This is a genomic window from Bradyrhizobium sp. BLXBL-01, from assembly GCF_051853025.1.
Classification (GTDB): Bacteria; Pseudomonadota; Alphaproteobacteria; order Rhizobiales; family Xanthobacteraceae; genus Bradyrhizobium.
Map to the genome: position 1 here is coordinate 3,266,973 of NZ_CP182471.1, position 16,497 is coordinate 3,283,469.

Genomic DNA, 16,497 nt, shown 5'->3' on the forward strand with positions numbered 1-16,497 from the left:
TCAGGTGCGCAATTGCGCACCATAGCTCGTCGCTTCGCGACGCCCCGGAATGACGGAAGATCTCTACTTCGCCGGCGGCTTCGGCCAGGGCCGCTGCGGGCCGCGGAGACCTTCAAACGCCTTGGCCATGCCGAGCACGCCGATGTCGTCGAAGCGGCGGCCGACGATCTGCACGCCGATGGGAAAGCCCTTGGCGTCGAAGCCGCCGTTGAGGGAGATCGCCGGGTTCTCCGACATATTCCACGGTACGGTATAGGCGATGTGCTCGAACGGCTTCATGGGATCGTTGGTCGGCGAAGCCCATTCCGCCGGAAAGTTCACGTTCGGCGCGGTCGGCGAGATCACATAGTCGAGCTCGCAAAACAGCTTCGCCGCGGCCGCGCGGATCGCCATGGTCTGGTTGAAGCCGCGGATGACGTCGACGCCCGAGAGCTTCGCGCCGGACTCGCCCCATCTGAAGATATAGGGCAGCACCTTGGCCTGCTCGGTCGCCGTTAGCCTGGACAGATCGTCCCACATCCGCGCGCGCCAGAAATTGTCGAGGCCGTCGAGCATCTCGCGGGTCAGGATGCCGCCGACCTCGGTGACGACGCTGCCAGCGGACTCGAACGCCTTCGCGGCCTTCACCGCGACCTCGCGCACGGGCTTCTCCAGCGCCAGGCCGCACCCGGGATCTAGCATCAAGCCGATGCGCAGTTTGCGGGGCGACTTCTCCAGTCCCTTCCAGTTCAGCGGCTCGGCCGGCAGGCTCATGCCGTCGCGCCGGTCGGGCTTGGCGATCGCGCTCATCATCAGCGCGCAATCATCAACCGTGCGGGTCATGGGACCTGCGACGCGGCCGACATAGGTGGGATCGATCGGCACGCGGCCGAAGCTGGGCTTCAGGCCGACGAGGCCGCACCAGCCAGCGGGCAGACGGACCGAGCCGCCGATATCGGTGCCGAGATGCAAGGGGCCATAGCCGGCCGCAGCAGCGGCGCCTGCGCCGGCGCTGGAGCCGCCGGGATTCTTGCTGAGGTCCCACGGATTGCGCGCGAGCGCATGGAACGAGGAGAGCCCGGAGGACAGCATGCCGTAATCGGGCATGGTGGTCTTGGCGAAGATGATGCTGCCTGCCTCGCGCAGCCGCGCGGCGGGCGGCGCATCCTTCTCCGCCGGCACGAGTTTCACGCTGGCCGCGCCCAGCGGCACCGGCACGCCCTTGGTCGCGATGTTGTCCTTCACCGTGACGGGCACGCCGTCGAGAGCGCCGGACGGCTCGCCGCCGCTCCAGCGCGCGGTCGAAGCCTTGGCGGCCTCGCGCGCGCCGTCAGGGTCGAACGCATAGAGCGCCTTCAGATGCGGTTCCCACGCCGCGACATGCGCGAGCACGTCCTCCAGCACCTCGCTCGGCGAGAACTGTTTGGCGCGATAGCCCGCGATCAGGTCGACCGCGGACAGATCGTGCAGCGAGGTGACCGCCTCCTGGACGCTCTTTTTATGCATTGCCACCCACCGGCATGCGCGTCTCGACGATGCGGGCGAACATGCTGGCGCCGATCGGCAGGATCTTGTCGTCGAGCACGAAGCCGGGGTTGTGCACGGGCACCGAGCCGTCATGGCCGACCCAGAAGTAAGCGCCGGGGATGGTCTCCAACATGTCGGCGAAATCCTCGCTGCCCATCTTCGGTTGGGTGCGGGTGATCACGTTGGCGGGGTCGACGATCGTGCGCGCGACCTCCTCGACCACCTTGGACTGCTCGACCTGGTTGACCAGCACGTTGAAGGTGTCGCGGATGTCGACGTCGATCGCGCAACTATAGGCGCTCGCGATGCCGGCGCAGATGGTGCGGATGCGCTCGCTGACCAGGGTGCGGACTTCCTTTGAGAAGGTGCGGATGGTGCCGCACAGATGCGCGTCGCCGGGAATGACGTTGTAGGCGGAGCCAGCATGGATCTGAGTGATCGACACCACCGCAGCCTGCAGCGGGTCGACGTTGCGGCTGACGATGGTCTGGATCGCCTGCGCCAGCGTGGTCGCGATGATCACTGCGTCCTTGGAGCGTTCGGGCATCGCGCCATGCGCGCCGTAGCCGGTGATGCGCAGGTCGAAGAAGTCGGCGCTGGCCATCGCCGGGCCGGGCAGGATCGCGATCTCGCCGTGGTTGAGGTCGGGCGCGTTGTGCAGGCCATAGAGCTCGTCGCACGGAAACTTCTCGAACAGGCCGTCCTTGATCATGGCGCGGGCGCCGCCGAGGCCTTCCTCGGCCGGCTGGAAGATCAGATGCACGGTGCCCTCGAAATTCCGGGTCTCGGCGAGATAGCGCGCGGTGCCGAGCAGCATGGTGGTGTGGCCGTCATGGCCGCACCCGTGGAAGCGGCCCGGGATCTTCGAGCTCCATTTCAGGTTGGTGTTCTCTTCCATCGGCAGCGCGTCCATGTCGGCGCGCAGGCCAATGCGCTTGCTGCCGGAGCCCTTGCCCTTGATGACGCCGATCACGCCGGTGCCGCCGAGGCCGCGATGCACCTCGATGCCCCAGCTCTTCAGCTTGTCGGCAACGATGCCGGAGGTGCGCACCTCTTCGAAGCCGATCTCGGGATGGGCGTGAAGGTCGCGCCTGATGGCGGTGAGTTCGTCGGCGTAGCCGTCGATGCGATCGATCGTGGGCATGTGTCCTGTCCGGTTAGCGTGAAGGTGGATTGAAAACGGGGCCGTTCGGCTTGATGCGGATGCCGGGCCGCAGGCGCGTCCAGGGCAGCGAAGCAGTGTCGGCCGGCATCGCGCCGGGCGCGGCACAGATCATCAGCTTCTCGGCGATCGGCTCGAAATCGGCGCGGAAATGCACCGAACTCTTGTTGACCAAAATTTTCTGTTCGGTCGGCTCGATGCCGACATAGCGGTACATCGCCTGGTCGGCGAGCTGCGCCTTGTGCGAGGAGACGACGACGCGGACATCGCCGATGCGCAAGGCTGCGGACGGGCCCATCTCCATCTCGCGGCCGCCGTAATACGGTCCGGGCGCGATGAAGCGGCCGTCGGAAAGCTGCTCGACCACGAAAGTCTCGCGATAGGGCGCGTCGCCGGGAATGCCGGACTTGCCGCCGAGCGCCAGCGTCACGGTGGCGCCGACGCCGGCCGCATGCGCGGCCTTGGCCGATTCCGGATCGTAGATCGCGCCGGTTGCCGCACTCGCTCTGTTGCGCACCAATGCGCGCAGCATGCCCGTCGTGTCGGAATCGCCGCCGGCGCCGGGATTGTCCTGGGTGTCGGCGATGATGATCGGCTTGCTGGCGCTCTTGGCAAGTTCCATGGCGTGGCGCACGCCGTCGTCGGGCAACCAGATCGTGCCGTCGAAATCGTCCTCATGGCTTTCGATCAGCTTCAGAAGCGCGTCCGCCGCGCGATCGGCGTCTGCTTGCGTCTTGCCATAGGCGAACACGCTCGGGCCGCAGTCGCGGAAATCGGCGGCGGGGAAGCCGGGCGCGAAGGAGAGGGTCGGGACGGCATCGCTCTCCAGCGCGGCGAGCCTCTCATAGATGCCCTTGGTGGGCTGGTCGTTGGTGCATTGCCAGCTGATCGGGATCAGGAACGGCAATTGCCGGAAGGCCTTTGCGAAGCGCTGCTTCGTCTGCAGCAGCAGCGCGAGGTGCTGCGCGCAGGCGCGGCCGGTCTCGGCCATGTCGACATGCGGATAGGTGCGGTAGGCGATCAGCGCGTCGGCTTGCGCCATCATCTCCGGCGTGACGTTGGCGTGGAGGTCGAGGCTGGTGACCAGCGGAACATCCTTGCCGATGACGCGGCGCACGCGCGCCAGAATCTCGCCTTCGCCGTCGTCGAGATGCTCGGTCACCATGGCGCCGTGCAGGTCGAGATAGACGGCGTCGATCGGCCCGGCGGCGGCGATGCCGTCGACCATGACCTTCACGATGCGCTCGAAGGCGTCCTTGGTGACGTGAGCGGAGGGGCTCGCGCCGCAGGCGATCGTCGGAACGAGTTCCCAACCGTTCGCTTCAGCGCTGTCGACGAAGCCGGCGAGCCCGACATTGATGCGCCGCATAACCTTCAAGACGTCCTGGCCTTGCGTCATCGCCGGCCAGCCGCCGCCATGCTGGAAGTCGGCGAAGGTCGCCTTGGTCGGAGCGAAGGTGTTGGTCTCGTGCAGGAAGCCGCCGACGGCGATGCGTGTCATTCAGTTCAGGTCCAGCGTTTTGAAAGTGCGCGACGTTAGCCTTGGCCCTGCGGAGAGAGCAAGGTGAGAGGCCATCGCGCCGTGCATGGCCTCAAGCTGTTTTGGGAATGCGTGCCGCGCACACGTCATTGCGAGCGTAGCGAAGCAATCCAGACTTTCTCCGCGGAGGGATGCTGGATTGCTTCGCGGCGCTCGCAATGACGAGCGGATAGACCTACGCGCTCGCCGCAACGCCCTCCGCCACCGGCCGGAAGTTCGCAAAGTCCCAGTTGCGTCCCGGCGCTGCATCCAGCAGGGCCTTGGTGTAGGCCTCCTTCGGATGGGTGAGCACTTCGGCGGCCGGTCCTTGTTCGACGACGCGGCCGTGCTGCATGACCACGACCTCGTCGCAGATCTGGGCTGCGACGCGTAAGTCATGAGTGATGAACAGGATGGCGATGCCGAGCCGCTTCTGGATCTCGTCGAGCAGTTCCAGCACCTGCGCCTGCACGGAGACGTCGAGCGCGGAGACCGCTTCGTCCGCGACCAGCACGTCGGGATCGAGCGCGAGCGCCCGGGCGATGGCGATGCGCTGACGCTGGCCGCCGGAGAATTGGTGCGGATAGCGCGACACGGCGTCGGGCGGCAGGCCGACCAGCTCGAGCAGCTCGCGCGCGCGCTTCATCGCGTCGGCATGCGAAGTGCCGTAATTGATCGGGCCTTCCGCGATGCTCTCGCCGACGGTGACGCGTGGGTTGAGCGAGCGGTAGGGATCCTGGAACACGATCTGGATCTTCTGCCGGTGCGGCTGCAGCAGGCGGCGCGAAATGTCGGCGATCTCGCGGCCGGCGAGGCGCACACCGCCGGAGGTCGGGTCGATCAGGCGCACGATGCAGCGCGCCACCGTCGACTTGCCCGAGCCGCTTTCGCCGACGATGCCGAGCGTGCGGCCCTTGCGCAGCGTCAACGTGACCTTGTCGGCAGCGACGACCTCGCGGCCTTTGCCGAAGAAGGCGCGCTCCTTGTAAACCTTGCTGAGCTCGTTGGCCTCGAGCACCACCGGCTCGCGGGTTTCCTCGCGCGGCGCCCGCGGCACCAGGCTCGGCACCGAGGCGAGCAGGTTGCGCGTGTATTCCATGGTCGGGTTGCGCAGCACGGTCTCGAGCGCGCCGGTCTCGACCAGGCGGCCCTGCCGCATCACCGCGACGCGGTCGGCGATCTCGGCGACCACGCCCATGTCGTGGGTGATGAACAGCACGGCGGTGCCGTGATCGCGCTGGAGGTCGCGGATCAGGGTCAGGATCTGCTTCTGCGTGGTGACGTCGAGCGCGGTGGTCGGCTCGTCGGCAATGAGCAGCTTCGGCTCCAGCACCAGCGCCATCGCGATCATGATGCGCTGGCGCTGGCCGCCGGAGAGGCGGTGAGGGTAGGAGGCGAAGATGCGCTCGACCTGGGGCAGGCGGACCTGCTCCATCATGTCGAGGATGCGCTTCTTGCGCGCCCTGGCATCGAGCTTGGTGTGCGCGCGCAGCACCTCGTCGATCTGGCGGCCGACCGGCACCACCGGATTGAGCGCGGTCATCGGCTCCTGGAAGATCATCGCCATCTTGGTCGCGCGCAGCTGGCGCAGGCGGCGGTCGGTGGCGGTGAGCAGCTCCTCGCCGACCAGCTTCACGCTGCCGGCGGTCGGCACCAGCGTGCCCTTCGGCAACAGGCCCATCGTGGTGAGCGAGGTCACCGACTTGCCCGAGCCGCTTTCGCCGACGAGGCACAGCGTCTCGCGCTCGCGCACCTGGATCGAAATACCGTCGATGATGTTAGCGCCTTTCGGCTTCTTGCCGATGGACACGACGAGGTTGTTGATATCGAGGATGGTGTTGGTCACGTCAATTCTCTCCGCCGTCATTCCGGGGCGCGCGTAGCGCGAACCCGGAATCCATTGAGCCGCGATGCAAGTGGTGAGATGGATTCCGGGCTCGCGACTTCGTCGCGCCCCGGAATGACGAAACGAAGGATCCTCACTTCCCCTCCCGCTGCTTCATGCGCGGATCGAGGGCGTCGCGGGCGGCGTCGCCGATCAGGTTGATGCTGAGGATGGCGATGGAGAGCAACAGGCCCGGCCAGAAGATCAGCGACGGCTTGATCTGGAAGTACTGGCGGCCCTCGGCCATGATGTTGCCCCAGGTCGGCGTCTCCGGCGAGATGCCGGCGCCGAGGAAGGAGAGGATCGCCTCGGTGAGGATGGCGCTGGCGCAGATATAGGTGCCCTGGACGATCAGCGGCGCGATCGTGTTCGGCATCAAATGGCGCCACATGATCTTCGGCAGGCTCGAGCCGACCGAGATCGCGGCCTCGACGTAAGGCTCCTCGCGCGCCGACAGCACGACGGAGCGGACCAAGCGGGCCACGCGCGGAATCTCGGGGATCGTGATCGCGATCAGCACGGTCCAGAGGCTGGCGCCGGAGAGCGACACCACGGCGATCGCGAGCAGGATGCTCGGCATCGCCATCAGGCCGTCCATGACGCGCATCATCACGGAATCGACCAGCTTGAAGAAGCCGGAGACGAGGCCGATCGCAAGGCCGATGGCGATCGACAGGATCGCCGCGCCGATGCCGATCAAGAGCGAGACGCGGCCGCCATAGATCACGCGCGACAACAGGTCGCGGCCGTAGGCGTCGGTGCCGAGCAGGAATTGCGCGGAGGACGGCTTGAGCCGCTGCGACGGGGCGAGCTGGATCGGATCGTGCGGCGCGATCAGCGGCGCCAGGATCGAGATCAGCACGATCAAGGCGAGCAGGACCGTCGCCGCGGCGATGATCGGCGTCGAGGTGAGGAATCCGAAGCGCGGCCGCAGCGGCGACGTGATCGGAATGGACGACTGGGGAAGGGTATCGACCGACATTCTGTTCTTGTCCTTGCCTCAGTACCGGATCCGGGGATCGAGCAGGGTGTAGGCGACGTCGATGAGAAGATTGACGACGACGTAGATCAGCGAGGTCAGCAGGATCATCGCCTGGATCACCGGATAGTCGCGCGCCAGCACCGCATCGACGGTCAGGCGGCCGATGCCGGGGATGTTGAACACGCTCTCGGTTACGACGACGCCGGAGATCAGGAGCGCAAAGCCGGTGCCGATCACGGTGATCACGGGCACGGCGGCGTTGCGCAGCGCATGGCGCATCATCACCGCGACCTCGTTGATGCCCTTCGCGCGCGCCGTTCGCACGTAGTCCTCGCCGAGCACGTCGAGCATCGCCGCACGCGTCATGCGCGCGATCAGTGCGATGTAGATGAAGGACAGCGCGCAGGTCGGCAGGATCATGCGCTCGAAGAACGGACCGAAGCCGTTGAAGATGCTACGGAAGCCCTGCACCGGCACCAAGCGCAGCTCGATCGCGAAGACCTGGATGAGGACATAGCCGACCACGAACACCGGCACCGAGAAGCCGAGCACGGACAGACCCATCACGAAACGGTCGATCCAGGTGCCGTGCTTCCACGCCGCGATCACCCCCAAGGGAACTGCGACGATGACGGCGAGGATGATGGTGCACAGCGCGATCGAGATCGACGGCTCGACGCGCTGGCCGATCATCTTCATGACAGGCAGGTTGGAGATCAGCGAGGTTCCGAGATCGCCATGCAGCAGCTTGTTCACCCAGGTGATGAACTGCACGATCAGCGGCTCATTGAGACCGAGCGATTCGCGGATGCGCTCGAGCCGTTCCGGCGTCGCATTGTCGCCGGCGAGGATCGCGGCGGGATCGCCGGGGGTGAGGCGGAGCAGGAGGAACACGAACAGCGCGACCACGCCCATCACGGGCACGGCGGCGAGAATTCGGCGAAGGAGATATCCGAGCAAGGTGGATCCGTCAGTTTAGAGTCAAATCGGCAGCAGCGGCGAGAGGTCAGTTCTGCCACCAGCCTAACATTTCAGCAATTCCCGTGCCATGAGGGCCACAGTTTTTGCGGTGCAGCCAGTCCTGATGGGGTGGTCAAAGCGGAGCGTGCCCACCTCCTTTCACTCAGGAAAAACGGTGGGCCCGGCGCTTTGCGCCTTTGCCCACCCTGCGGAATAGCTTCGCGATCACTCCAGCGTCGCCAGCAGCCCCGCCATCAGCCGACCACGCTCAACGAGACTTTCGACTTCGATATACTCCTCCAGCGTGTGGCCATTGCCGCCGCGCACGCCGAGGCCGTCGAGCGTCGGGATTCCCATCGCGCCGGTGAAGTTGCCGTCGGAGCCGCCGCCGGAGCTTGCATGCGGCAGTTCCATGCCAAGGGATTTGGCGATGCCGCGCGCCTTCTCGTACAGCGCCATGGTGCCGGCATCCGGCTCCCAGACCGGCCGCGTCACGCCACGCGTGACCTTGAAGGTGACATCGTTGCTGGTGCCCGACAGCGCCAGCATCCGCTCGACACCGCGATCGAGATCGGCCTGGCGCTTGGCCATCGACAGCGCTTCGCCCGTCGCGGTGGTGGCAACGCAATTGACCCACTGGCCGCCGTGCACGACGCCGACCGAGAAGGTGCAATCCTCCGTCGTCATCGCGTCGATGCTGAGAATCTGCCGCGCCATCTCGCGGATCGCCGAGCGTCCCGCCGACAGCGTGGCGCCGGCGTGGCTCGGCCGGCCCGTCGCCTCGAGGTTGAAGCGTGCGATGGCATAACGTCCGGTGGTGACGCCGTTGTCGGCGCGACCGGGCTCCGGCACCAGCACGTATTTGTTGCGCGCAGCCTCAGCCTCGATGATGTCGCGCGTCGAGGGCGTGCCGACTTCCTCGTCCGGCGTGAACAGCACCGTGATCGGCAGCGGCGTGGTGAAGGACGCGCGCGCCAGCTGCCGGATTGCTTCCAGCGAGAGATAATTGCCGCCCTTCATGTCGTAGATGCCGGGGCCGTAGCATTTGTTGCCCTCGCGCCGCCATTTCAGCTTCTCGATGGTGCCGACCGGGTGGACGGTGTCCATGTGGCCGGCGATCAGGATGCCCGGCTCGCCCTGCTTCGGGTGGGGAAAGCGCGCGCGGATGACGCCGGCAAAACCCTGGCGGCCGGAGATGCGTTCGATCGTCGCACCCATGATCGCCATATCCCGCGCCGCGATATCGAGCATGCGGTCCACGGCGCCTGCGTTCCAGGTCGGACTTTCGCATTCGACCCAGCCGCGCAAGCCCTCGAGCATGGCCTCGGAATCAAAGGGGAGATTGGCAGGATTCATCTCAATGTCTCTCGAGCTGGAAAGATGGAACGCGCATTGCATCGGCGCGGTCAGGACAAGTGGAGGTGTTGTAGAGCCAAATCGATCCCGGTGGAGCCCGTGCATGCGCCGCAAGGGCTTGCAACGAAACCGGATTGACGCGCTCGGCACTGTCTGCAAGTCTCGAAAAGATAAAGGCATTGCATATGGTTAGTTCGCCCAAAGAACGAACCGGATGCTCAACCAATAATCCGCCTTTGAACAGTTTCACGTCAGGAGAACTTTCTATGTTCCACTTCATGCGCCGGGGGCCTCGTGCGTTCGCCTCCACACTTGCGCTGTCGGTCGTCGCGCTTTCGACCGCGCTGGCCTCGCCAGTGCTTGCGGCCGGCAAGACCCTCACCGCAGTGATGCACTCGGATTTGCGCATCATCGACCCGATCTTCACCACGGCCTACATCACGCGTGACCATGGCTACATGGTTTACGACACGCTGGTGGCCACCGATTCCAACTTCAAGGTCCAGCCGCAGATGGCGGACTGGAAGATCTCCGACGACAAGCTCACCTACACCTTCACGCTGCGCGACGGTCTGAAGTGGCATGACGGTGCGCCGGTTACGGCGGAAGATTGCGTCGCTTCGCTGAAGCGCTGGGCCGCGGTCGACGGCATGGGCCAGAAGCTCATGGACTTCACCGCCAGCATCGAGGCGACCGACGCCAAGACCATCACGCTGAAGCTGAAGGAGCCCTACGGCCTCGTCCTCGATTCCATCGGCAAGCCGTCCTCGCGCGTCGCCTTCATGATGCCGAAGCGCCTTGCCGAGACGCCGGCGGACAAGCAGATTCCCGAGCAGATCGGCTCGGGCCCGTTCAAGTTCGTGCAGGGCGAATTCCAGCCCGGCGTGAAGGCGGTCTACGTCAAGAACACCGATTACGTGCCGCGCAAGGAGCCGGCGAGCTGGACCTCCGGCGGCAAGGTGGTGAAGGTCGATCGCGTCGAGTGGCTCACCATGCCGGACTCGCAGACGGCGGTGAATGCGCTGCAGTCGGGCGACATCGACTTCATGGAGAACCTGCCGTTCGACATGCTGCCGGTGCTGGAAGCGAACAAGGAGCTCACGATCCAGGTCCTGAACAAGTTCGGCTTTCAGACTCTCGGCCGGATGAACTTCCTTCATCCGCCGTTCGACAACGTGAAGGTGCGGCGTGCAGCGTTGCTGGCGATCAATCAGAAGGACGTGCTCGACGCGCTGGTCGGCAATGCCAAATATCAGAAGATCTGCGGCGCCTTCTTCATTTGCGACACGCCGCTCGCGACCGATGCAGGCTCCGAGACCCTGGTGAAGGGGAACGGCATGGCGGAAGCCAAGAAGGCGCTCGCCGAGTCCGGCTATGACGGCACGCCGATCGTGATCATGGCCCCCGGCGACGTCACGACGCTGAAGGCGCAGCCGATCGTCGCGGCCCAGCTGCTGCGCGAAGCCGGCTTCAAGGTCGACCTGCAGGCGACCGACTGGCAGACGGTGGTGAGCCGCCGTGCGAGCCAGAAGCCGCCGAAGGAAGGCGGCTGGAACATGTTCTTCACCAACTGGGTCGCGGCCGACGTGTCCAACCCGATCGCCAATCTCTCGATCGGCGGGCAGGGCAAGAAAGGCTGGTTCGGCTGGGCGGAGGACGCCAAGATCGAGCAGCTCAAGGACGCTTTCGTCCGCGCGTCCTCGATCGACGAGCAGAAGAAGATCGCCGCCGACATTCAGAAGCAAGCCTATGAGCAGGTGATCTACATTCCGCTCGGGCAGTATCTCATCCCGAGCGGCTGGCGCAAATCGCTGGCCGGCGTGCTCGACGGTCCCGCGACGCCGGTGTTCTGGAACGTCGACAAGTCGGAGTAAGCCGGGGACCTCCTTCGTGACCTCGGACAAAAAGGCGGCGCCGCTGATCAGCGGCGCCGCTGTCTTTTCGGCTAAGAAGGCGCGTGCTTTTAACCCTTCCAATCTGCAATTCTTGCTATTTGCTTCAATCCTGAAATAGATGCGTCGTCCGCGCGCATCTTTTTTCCGTCTTCAAATCTGATTCTCGTGCCGATCGATTTTGCACTTCAGGCGATGGCCGAACGGTCAGATCGCGCACCGGCGCGTTGGCGGCGGCCGTTCCTGCGCTGGCTCGACGGTGTCGAGGCCGGCTGGGCCGTGCCGCTTCTCATCGCCTGCTTCGTTGTGATCTGGACGCTCTATCTGGCGATCGCCTATGCCGGCGGCGGTCTGCACCCCGATACGCTCGAGGCCTGGACCTTGGGCCGGCATTTCGCCTGGGGCTATCACAAGCACCCGCCCTTGACCGGCTGGCTTGCCGCTGGCTGGACCTCCGTCTTCCCGCTCAGCGACTGGTCGTTGCAGTTGATGGCGATGGCCAATGCCGGGCTTGCATTGGTCTTCGTCGACCGCATCGCGCGGCAATTCGTGACCGGGCACAAGCGCGTCCTGGTGCTGCTGCTCCTGATGCTGACGCCGGTCTATCAATTTCACGCCCAGCGCTTCAATGCCAATTCGGTGCTGTTGGCGATCTGGCCGCTTGCGACCTGGTGCTTCCTGCGCGCATTCGAGACGCGCACCTGGCCGTGGGCAATCGCGGCGGGATGCACCACCGCGCTGGCGATGGTCGGCAAATATTACTCGATCTTCCTCGTCGCGAGCTTCGCCTTGGCTGCGCTGGCGCACCCGGCGCGGCGCGCTTATTTCAGCTCGGCTTCGCCATGGATATCGGTGGTCGTGGGGCTCGCGGTGCTGTCGCCCCACATCCATTGGCTCGCGACCACGGGCGCCTCGACCTTCACCTACGCGCTGGCGCATGCCAACGGCAACCTCGCAACCTCACTCCACGAGGTAAGAAACTTTCTGCTCGGGCTGGCCGCGGCGATGAGCATATCGGCCGTGATCTGGCTGCTCATCGCAGGACCGCGCCTGAGGCGGTTTCCGGCCGACTTCGCGGCCATGAGCCCGGGCCTGCGGCTTCTGTTCTACGTCGCGATCGGCACGATCGTGCTTCCGGTGCTGACGTCGCTTGTGATGGGCACCGATCTGCCGTCGCTCTGGGCGTTGCAGGGCCTGTTCCTGTTCGCCATTCTCGTGGTCTGCGGCACCAGCTATCGGATCGAGCGCTTCCACACGGTCAACGTCACGATGATCGTTGCCGGCGCTGCGCTCGCCGCCGTCCTGGTCGCGGCGCCGATCCATGCCGTCCATCGCAACGATCACGGCTATGAAGAGGGCCGGAATTTTTACGTGCAGGCGGCCATCGAATTGACGCGCCAGTGGCGCGAGGTGACCGGCGAGCCGCTGAGCGCCGTCAGCGGCGACGATGCACTCGCCTTCGCGACGGCGTTCTACAGCCCCGACCATCCCTATTACGCGCGGCCGTTCGCGCATCAATACACCTGGGGCCTGCCGCGCAGGACGACGCTGGACCGCGGCTGGGCCGCACTCTGTTTCGAGGGGCAGGCGCACTGCAATCGCTGGCTGGAATGGGTGTCCGCCCGTGGCGGACGTTTCGTCAGGCGCGAGTTCACCGTGCAGGCCTCGCTATGGGGCCGGCTTGGCGTGTCTCGCGAGGTGATCGTGCTGATGGCGCTGCCGCAAGCAAGCCCGGCACCGAGCGCTGCGGATGATTTCAGCGCCAGCCGGCGAGGAACCCACTAGAGGTCGTTCTGAAACGCGATGAAATGAAATCAATTCGCTGCAGCGACCGAGGTGCGCTCCCTCTCCCGCTTGCGGGAGAGGGTTGGGGAGAGGGTGCTTCCACGACGGGACAATCTCTAAGAGGAGAAAGCCCTCGCCCGGCGCGGCCATCGATTTGACCTAGCAATGGCTGTCGCGCACCTGCTCGAGCCCCTCGCTCGCAAGAGGCGCGGTGAACGTGACCTGCTCGGCCCGCGGTTCAGACGGCTCCACATTTTGAAGCTTTGCCTCGGCGTGGTCTTCGCGATGTTCCAGTTCCATTACAGCATCCTCTAGAATTGCTGCAGGACAACATCGAGGCCGCCTCCTGGTTCCTCAGACGGGACGATGCTGCGGCCTGAACAGCCGTCCCTTCTCGACCACCAGCACGATCGCGACCGCGGCGAGGGTGGACAGGAAGAAGCCGATCGAGAAGGGCAGCAGCGTGCCGTCGAAGCTCTGCCCGATCGCCATGCCGACCACGATTCCGATCAGCGTGGTGATCGAGCCGTAGAGCGAGGAGGCGGTGCCGGCGATGTGGCCCTGCGGCTCCATCGCGAGCGCGGTGAAGTTGGCGACCATCATGCCGAACGAGAACATCATCAGGGCGGAGAGCACCATGAACAAGGCGAGTGGCAGCACGCCGAGGCATTCCGTCAGCAGCATCACGCCGGCCACGAATGTGTAGAGCATCAGCGCGCCGTGCGAGATGACGCGCATGCCGAGCCGGCCGACCAGCCTCGCATTGAGGAAGCCGGCGATGGCGGTGCCGGCGGCGATCGCGGCGAAAGCGAGCGGGAAGTAGCGGCCGAGATGATAGATGCCGGTGAAGACCTGCTGGGCGCAGAAGACATAGGCGAACAGCGCGCCGATGACGCTGCCGGCCGCGGTGGCATAGCCGATGGTCTGGCGATGGGTCACGGTCTGCCGGAACGCCGAGAGCACGTCCGCGGGCGCCAGCGATCGGCGCTCGGACGGGGGGAGCGTTTCAGGCAGCCGCAACACGCACCATGCGAGTGCGAGCAAGCCATAGAGCATCAGCACCACGAAGATGCCGCGCCACGCCGTCACCAGCAGCACCGCCTGTCCGAACGAGGGGGCGACCACGGGCACCGCGATGAATACCATCATGGCGAGCGACATCACGCTCGCCATGCGGCGGCCGACATAGCAGTCGCGCACGATCGAGGTCGCGATCACGCGCGTCGCCGAGGTGCCCAGCCCCTGGAGCGCACGTGCCAGCAACAGCGTCTCGAACGAGGGCGCGGCGACCGCCAGCACGCTCGCCACCGCATAGACCGCCATGCCGCCGAGCAGCACCGGCCGGCGACCGAAACGGTCCGACAGGGGACCCATGACGAACTGGCCGGCGCCGAAGCCGATCAGGAAGGTCGACAGCACGAGTTGAAGATGGTTCTCGACCGGAATCTTGAAGGCGGCCCCGATATTGGGCAGTGCCGGCAGCATCATGTCCATGGCGAGCGGATTCAGCGCCATGATGGACGCGATCACGATGACGAATTCCGGAAAACCCATCGGGCGGTGTCCCGCGGACACCCAATCGTCGGCATTGACGTCAGACAAGAAGCTTACCCCTGCAATCGAAGGACTTATCTAGCCCTGATGCTGCGTTGCACAACCCATGTTTCGGGATGGCTGGCAGGCGGAGCAGGGGCGGTCAAGACCTGGTGAGGCCCCCGCTGCCGGCCTGATGGTCATGCTCGACCGGATCGCGGCGCGCATGGAAGCGCTTTCCGAAACCGCGTCAACGAGGGTAGGGCCCGGCAACCAGGGATTCACCATAAGATCGCGCATGGCCCGCCGGGGAGATGAATCGGCAACACGTCCTGTCCATTGTGGCCGGACCGGCTGCCGCAACGGCGCCGGGAGAAGCCAGGCCAAGCAGGGTATCGCCCGTGTCCGACATGTCCGGTGCAGCACGATGGTTGGCGCCTGCGGCGAGTGCCGGCAAGCGCAACGCCTGGCTTGCCTGCCTGATCGCGCTGACGGCGCTGCTGGCGCTCGGCAATCTCGCCAACGATGCCTCGCTCGACCTGCCATATGGCTGGGACGTCCGGGTCAATTGCGCAGCCGTCGATGCGCATGCCGAAGGGCTCGATCCCTACTTCGTCAAGAACCTGAAGGGCACCAATTATTCTTACCCCTACCTGCCGGTGACGCTGGACGTTTTCCGTCCCCTCTGCGCGGGCGGTGTTCTGGTCGATCATTATAGAAGCATCTATCTCGTCCTCGCCGTGCTCTGCGGGTTGCTTCTGCCCGGCCTCGGCCGGACGCGTCCCAGCGCGCGCGATTCTGGCTTGAAAGTGCTCTGCGCGCTCGGCGCGTTCGTGGGCTTCGAGTTTGTGCTGGCGTCGGGGAATTTTGCGCTGCTGAGCGGTGTGCTGACCGCGATCGCGCTGAAGCTCCTGCTACGTCCGCTCGCGTCCGGACGAGATCCGAGTTTTTCCTTTCGCCTCGGCGGCGCCGCGCTGCTCGGCCTCGTGACCTCGTTCAAGCTGGTGTTCTTCCCGGTGCTGGCGGCACTCTATTTTCTGCCGCTGCCGCGCGGCCGCAAGCTGGCCCTGATCGCCGTGGGCGCGTTCGCCTTCGCGTTGCCGGTCGCAGCGTCGCGGCTGCTGTATCCCGATCTGTTCGCGAGCTGGCTGCTCGCGATCGCAGGACAAATTCCCGGCCAGCATGCGGTCGGTCTCGTGGAGACCAATCCGTCGCTCTTGCTGCTGGCGCGCGATCTCATGGTCCAGGCCGGCTTGGGCGACAGCAAGCTGGCGATGTTGGCGGCCTATGCACTCGCGGCACTCGCGCTGGTGCTCGTGCCGTTCGCGCAGTCCGTCCTGCGCGCGGCCGCGAGCGGATCGGCGCGGGGATGGACATCGCTCCCGACCGAGCTCGATCGCTGGCTGATGGATCACCCCCGCACGGCCATGCGCATCACGGTGCTCGCTATGTTCGCGCTCTATCTCTGCTCGCCGCGTCTGAAGGAATATGCCTTCTTCGAGCTCGCGCTCTATGCCGCGATCCTCATCGTCGATCTTCCGTCCCTGGCGCTCGCCGCCATCCTCGGCGTCGGCCTCGCCTTGCCGGCACTGGTCTCGCTTCTGGGAGCGCCGATCGAGGGCACCTTCATCCTCCTCGTCACCGCGCTGATCTGCTTCTGGATCGTGCTGCTCGATTTCCGCGCAGAGCCGAAGCGACTCGAGCAGGGATGATTCAATCGATGGTGCGGGCAGCCGGGGTCGAACCGGCACAGCGCTTGCGCACCGAGGGATTTTAAGTCCCTTGCGTCTACCAATTCCGCCATGCCCGCTTGATCCAACGAGATCAAACACTTAAGTCCGTTCCGGCGGTCTGGAATTGGCGCGTTCGCAGCCGAAAGGACGGTTCTTCCTTAAGCGAGCCGGGCGCACAAGGCAA

Annotated in this window: 14 protein-coding genes and 1 tRNA gene; 4 read left to right on the top strand and 11 right to left on the bottom strand. The window is 65.4% G+C overall.

Features of this window, described 5'->3' with window-relative positions:
* Positions 1-63: 63 nt before the first annotated feature.
* The 8 genes from ACNJYA_RS14960 to ACNJYA_RS14995 form a co-directional block, all read right to left on the bottom strand.
* Positions 64-1,485, bottom strand: a complete 1,422-nt coding sequence (locus ACNJYA_RS14960) for an amidase (protein ID WP_439403163.1) — start codon at positions 1,483-1,485, stop codon at positions 64-66.
* On the bottom strand, positions 1,478-2,650 hold the full coding sequence (locus ACNJYA_RS14965; RefSeq protein ID WP_439403164.1) for a M20 aminoacylase family protein: 1,173 nt from the start codon (positions 2,648-2,650) through the stop codon (positions 1,478-1,480). The genes ACNJYA_RS14960 and ACNJYA_RS14965 overlap by 8 nt, the downstream gene beginning before the upstream one ends.
* Positions 2,651-2,663: 13 nt before the next feature.
* The gene (locus tag ACNJYA_RS14970; RefSeq protein WP_439403165.1) at positions 2,664-4,169 is read right to left on the bottom strand and encodes a M81 family metallopeptidase; all 1,506 of its coding nucleotides are present in this window, start codon (positions 4,167-4,169) and stop codon (positions 2,664-2,666) included.
* A gap of 214 nt (positions 4,170-4,383) precedes the next feature.
* Positions 4,384-6,033 carry an ABC transporter ATP-binding protein gene (locus ACNJYA_RS14975; protein WP_439403166.1) on the bottom strand — a complete coding sequence of 550 codons (1,650 nt, stop codon included), beginning with the start codon at positions 6,031-6,033 and terminating at the stop codon, positions 4,384-4,386.
* A gap of 133 nt (positions 6,034-6,166) precedes the next feature.
* Positions 6,167-7,054 (bottom strand): ABC transporter permease, encoded by an 888-nt coding sequence (locus tag ACNJYA_RS14980; RefSeq protein WP_212258103.1) that lies wholly within the window; start codon positions 7,052-7,054, stop codon positions 6,167-6,169.
* 18 nt (positions 7,055-7,072) lie between these two features.
* Positions 7,073-8,014 (bottom strand): ABC transporter permease, encoded by a 942-nt coding sequence (locus tag ACNJYA_RS14985; protein WP_172783060.1) that lies wholly within the window; start codon positions 8,012-8,014, stop codon positions 7,073-7,075.
* A gap of 225 nt (positions 8,015-8,239) precedes the next feature.
* The gene (locus ACNJYA_RS14990; RefSeq protein WP_439403167.1) at positions 8,240-9,370 is read right to left on the bottom strand and encodes a M20/M25/M40 family metallo-hydrolase; all 1,131 of its coding nucleotides are present in this window, start codon (positions 9,368-9,370) and stop codon (positions 8,240-8,242) included.
* 1 nt (position 9,371) lies between these two features.
* The gene (locus ACNJYA_RS14995; protein ID WP_172783062.1) at positions 9,372-9,650 is read right to left on the bottom strand and encodes a hypothetical protein; all 279 of its coding nucleotides are present in this window, start codon (positions 9,648-9,650) and stop codon (positions 9,372-9,374) included.
* Between ACNJYA_RS14995 and ACNJYA_RS15000 the strand changes: the two genes are divergently transcribed.
* The 3 genes from ACNJYA_RS15000 to ACNJYA_RS15010 all read left to right on the top strand — a co-directional run bounded on the left by ACNJYA_RS15000 (position 9,637) and on the right by ACNJYA_RS15010 (position 13,047).
* Positions 9,637-11,244, top strand: a complete 1,608-nt coding sequence (locus tag ACNJYA_RS15000) for an ABC transporter substrate-binding protein (RefSeq protein ID WP_439403168.1) — start codon at positions 9,637-9,639, stop codon at positions 11,242-11,244. The two genes, ACNJYA_RS14995 and ACNJYA_RS15000, sit on opposite strands and share 14 nt — an antisense overlap.
* A 16-nt stretch (positions 11,245-11,260) precedes the next feature.
* Entirely contained in the window at positions 11,261-11,383 is a 123-nt protein-coding gene (locus ACNJYA_RS15005; protein ID WP_260379802.1) for a hypothetical protein, read from the top strand.
* Positions 11,384-11,457: 74 nt separating this feature from the next.
* A complete protein-coding gene (locus tag ACNJYA_RS15010) occupies positions 11,458-13,047 on the top strand; it encodes a glycosyltransferase family 39 protein (protein WP_439403169.1) in 1,590 nt (529 codons plus the stop codon).
* Between the two features lie 159 nt (positions 13,048-13,206).
* Here the strand turns inward: ACNJYA_RS15010 and ACNJYA_RS15015 are convergent, their stop codons facing one another.
* Both ACNJYA_RS15015 and ACNJYA_RS15020 read right to left on the bottom strand, forming a co-directional pair.
* A complete protein-coding gene (locus tag ACNJYA_RS15015) occupies positions 13,207-13,347 on the bottom strand; it encodes a hypothetical protein (RefSeq protein WP_172783065.1) in 141 nt (46 codons plus the stop codon).
* Between the two features lie 54 nt (positions 13,348-13,401).
* Positions 13,402-14,649 (bottom strand): multidrug effflux MFS transporter, encoded by a 1,248-nt coding sequence (locus tag ACNJYA_RS15020; protein ID WP_439403170.1) that lies wholly within the window; start codon positions 14,647-14,649, stop codon positions 13,402-13,404.
* 341 nt (positions 14,650-14,990) lie between these two features.
* Between ACNJYA_RS15020 and ACNJYA_RS15025 the strand changes: the two genes are divergently transcribed.
* On the top strand, positions 14,991-16,292 hold the full coding sequence (locus ACNJYA_RS15025) for a hypothetical protein (protein ID WP_439403445.1): 1,302 nt from the start codon (positions 14,991-14,993) through the stop codon (positions 16,290-16,292).
* Positions 16,293-16,301: 9 nt separating this feature from the next.
* Here ACNJYA_RS15025 and ACNJYA_RS15030 read toward each other — a convergent pair.
* Positions 16,302-16,390 (bottom strand) — tRNA-Leu (locus tag ACNJYA_RS15030).
* Positions 16,391-16,497: the final 107 nt, after the last annotated feature.